The organism is Arthrobacter sp. B0316-1-20, assembly GCF_059091865.1.
This window is the reverse complement of the sequence record NZ_JBNHHC010000200.1, coordinates 1-3,286: the sequence shown is the minus strand read 5'-3', so window position 1 is coordinate 3,286 and position 3,286 is coordinate 1. Positions and strand designations below refer to the sequence as shown.

Here is a 3,286-nt window from a genome sequence, read left to right as displayed (position 1 = left end):
AGTGGGCAGATCTGTTGGCCATCATCGGGCAGTTTTACTGGCCACCAGCGGGCACATCAACTGGCCGCCCGTGGGCAGAAACCAATGGCCATTGACATTGTCAGCAGCCTACAAACGATGCATGCTGGCCTATCCTGCGGCACAGGCCAGGAGCGGCAGGCGTCCGGGATGCCGGGCATGTGGTCAGGGCGCCGCTGATCGCCCGACGGCCATGGTCGCGATCTCGCGGTATCGCTCGACCAACTCCTCGGGTGTCAGCGGGCCTTCCGGGCGGAACCATTGGGCGACGCCGGTGCACATGGTGATGACAGCCATGCTTGCTTCCCGCGGGTAGTGGGTTGTGAAGATCCCTGTTTCGGCGCCCTGCTCGATGATCGAGTCCAGGAGCCGTTGCTGGCGGTCGCGGGCGGCGATGTGTTCGGTGCGAGCTGCCTCATTCAAACTCCGGATCTCGCTAAAGGCGATGAACGCCAGTTCTCGCCGCCGCGCATGGAACAGAATCAGACATTCGACAAGAAGATCGAATTGGCGTGGAAGCATTGTCCCCGCCTCCTCGATCGCGAGTTGGCTGCGAATCCAAAGATCCGACATGGCATGGGATATGAGAGCCACCAGCAGCGCGTGTTTAGAAGGGTAGTGATGGTACAGGCCAGGGACGGACAGGCCTGCGCGGGCTGCCACTTGGCGAATGGTCGTGCCGTGATAACCCTGCTCCATGAAGCACTCGAGTGCGCTGCTGAGCATCAAAGGAAGCTCGGCATTGGCATAGTCACGCCACGAGGATCCCTCAGCACCTCCAAGGCGCAAGGCTGTATCAGGGGCTCGCGCCAGAGCCTCACCGGGGTTAGCATTCGGGGAAACTCTGGTCATAACATTCCAGCCTCGCATGTATTGTGCCCTACAAACCTTAGACCTTGACATCACGTGGTGGTCTATCTCACATTATATCTGCCGATCGATCGCTCGGTAACTGACGTCCGCTGGACGGATGAATCTGATATGGACGTGACCAAACAGTGAACGCCTCGGCCAGGCCTCAATGGGCAGACTCCTATCCTCCCGGTCTGTTTGTACGCCTCACCGAAGGGGCTACGTCACTCGTCGAGGCTTGGCGAAACCGGGTTAAACGCAACCCCAACCGCAAGGCGATCATGTACTTTGATGGGTCTCTCACAGTTCGGCGCCTTAACGAACTTTCTGATGCGTTTGCCGCTGCCTTGGAGTTTCGTGGAATCAAGCGCGGCGACCGCATTGGGATTCAGATGCAGAACATTCCACAGTACGCAATTTCTTTTCTTGCGCTCTGGAAACTCGGTGCGATCGCGGTTCTGCTTAACCCTATGTACAAGGGGCGGGAGTTGCGTCACTTGATCGAAGACTCCGGCGCCCGTGGAATTATCGCCGACGATGGGCTCTACACTGAGACGGCCGAGACGGCCGTCGGCACCTCCGTGGAGTGGATCGTGACCACCTCAGGCCTTGAGTACCAGAGCCGCAACGACCCCCGGGTCTTCCGGAGCACCGAGCCGGCGGAGTCGTCCCCTGACGGTGACATGGCAGAGCTGATCAAGGGGTTCAAAGGACAATCGCCGACCAGGTGCAATCCGGATGTCGACGACGTCGCCCTGCTGACCTATACCTCCGGGACAACCGGCCCGCCCAAGGGTGCGATGAACACCCACGGCAACGTCCTCAGCGTCGCATCCACGTGTGTTGCATGGATGGGACTAAAACCGGGGGACTCCGTCTTGGCGATCGCCCCGCTGTTCCACATCACAGGTGCGGTAATCGACGCGATCACGCCTCTCCTGCATGGTATGAGCCTGGTTTTCATCAACCGCACAAATCCCTCCGTTGTCGTTGACGCCTTCGCCGAACACCAGATCACCTGCACGACCGGGTCCATTACGATCTTCAATGCCATCTGCCAGGTCGAGAGCGCCACAGCCGAACAGTTCGCCTCCGCCAAGGTTCTTTATTCAGGAGGCGAGGGGCGCAGCCGGTTATGACGGTGACCTCCTGGTACCGTCACGACGTCCTCAGCCGGAGGGCGGCCCGGTGAACCTGCTGGACTACCGGCCCGGCAGCTCCCCGGTCCACACGGTCCCGCTGGCGGGCAAGTACCTCGTGCTGATCGTGCTGGTCGCTTGGCGCCACCCCGTGGTCGTCGGCTCCGTGCTCGTGCTGGTCCTGGCCCTGTACGGGCTGGCCTGGTTGCCCGGCGAGTTCCTGGCACCGTGGCGGCGCGGCTGGCCGCTGCTGGGGTTCGCTGGCGTGGCGCGGTGGGCCTCCGGCGTCTGGGGGCCGGACCGCCTGTCCTCCATCGACGCCCTCGGACCGGCGGCCGTGGTCATCGTCGCCGTCTTCGGTGCCCTGGCGACGGCGCGGCTGCTGGTGATCACGACCCCCGGCACCGAGCTGCTCGATGGGCTCACGGGCTTCTTCGGCCTGTTCAGTCGGCTGGGGGTGAATCCGGAAGCTGCCGCGCTGGCCGTGAACGTCATGCTGCACTCGATGCCCTGGCTCGGAACCGCCCTGCGCACCCGATCCGAAGCCCTGGCATCCCGCGGCCTGCGCCGGGGGCCGGTGCGGCTGATGGGCCCGGTACTCGTTGCGACGGTCGGTCACGCCCGGGCCACCGGTAAGGCGCTGGCCGCCCGCGGACTGCCAGGCGGGACGGAACCCACTTAAGCACACGGAGTCTGAAGTCGGCCGATACGTCACGGCAGTCCACCCTCACCCATGGCCTTTTGCCCCCGCATCCTATGACGACGAGTTACACCCGCGTAACCATGCACGGCGGCACCTGCGGACAACGCGGGCGAGGCTCCGGTCGTGGTAACCACAGAGGGGGTTGACCAAAGCATTACTGCCCGGGAATGCCTAGCGCACTAGGACGACCAAACCATGCCGGTGCGGAATGCGGCGACTGAGACGGCCACTAGACCAGACCTCTTCGGGGCCCGCACCGTCTCTTGACATCCTGCACCCGTCTTGCCCCGCGACACTTACTTCTAGGACGGGGGCTTGACGGAATACCGAGAATACGATTTCATAAGGCAGGCGTGAATACGATTTCACGTGACGTGCTCTCTTCGAGGGCGGCAAGGAACGAGGTCAGATTTGACGAACGGAACGGAAACGATCGCTTCGGTGATGAGTCTGGGCGGCCGTCCGGCCGGCAGCCGTCGCGAGATCAAGATCATTGACACCACGCTGCGTGATGCGCATCAGAGCATCTGGGCGACGCGCATGCGGACTGAACACATTGAGCAGATGGCTGCGG

Annotated in this window: 3 protein-coding genes; 2 read left to right on the top strand and 1 reads right to left on the bottom strand. The window is 62.5% G+C overall.

Going from position 1 to position 3,286, the window contains the following annotated elements:
- Window positions 1–183 precede the first annotated feature (183 nt).
- Window positions 184–744, bottom strand: a complete 561-nt coding sequence (locus AC5RW2_RS41810; protein ID WP_493986668.1) for a TetR/AcrR family transcriptional regulator — start codon at window positions 742–744, stop codon at window positions 184–186.
- 272 nt (window positions 745–1,016) lie between these two features.
- Between AC5RW2_RS41810 and AC5RW2_RS41805 the strand changes: the two genes are divergently transcribed.
- Window positions 1,017–2,009 (top strand): class I adenylate-forming enzyme family protein, encoded by a 993-nt coding sequence (locus AC5RW2_RS41805; protein WP_494037348.1) that lies wholly within the window; start codon window positions 1,017–1,019, stop codon window positions 2,007–2,009.
- Window positions 2,010–2,058: 49 nt separating this feature from the next.
- Window positions 2,059–2,691 (top strand): energy-coupling factor transporter transmembrane component T family protein, encoded by a 633-nt coding sequence (locus tag AC5RW2_RS41800; protein WP_494037347.1) that lies wholly within the window; start codon window positions 2,059–2,061, stop codon window positions 2,689–2,691.
- Window positions 2,692–3,286: the final 595 nt, after the last annotated feature.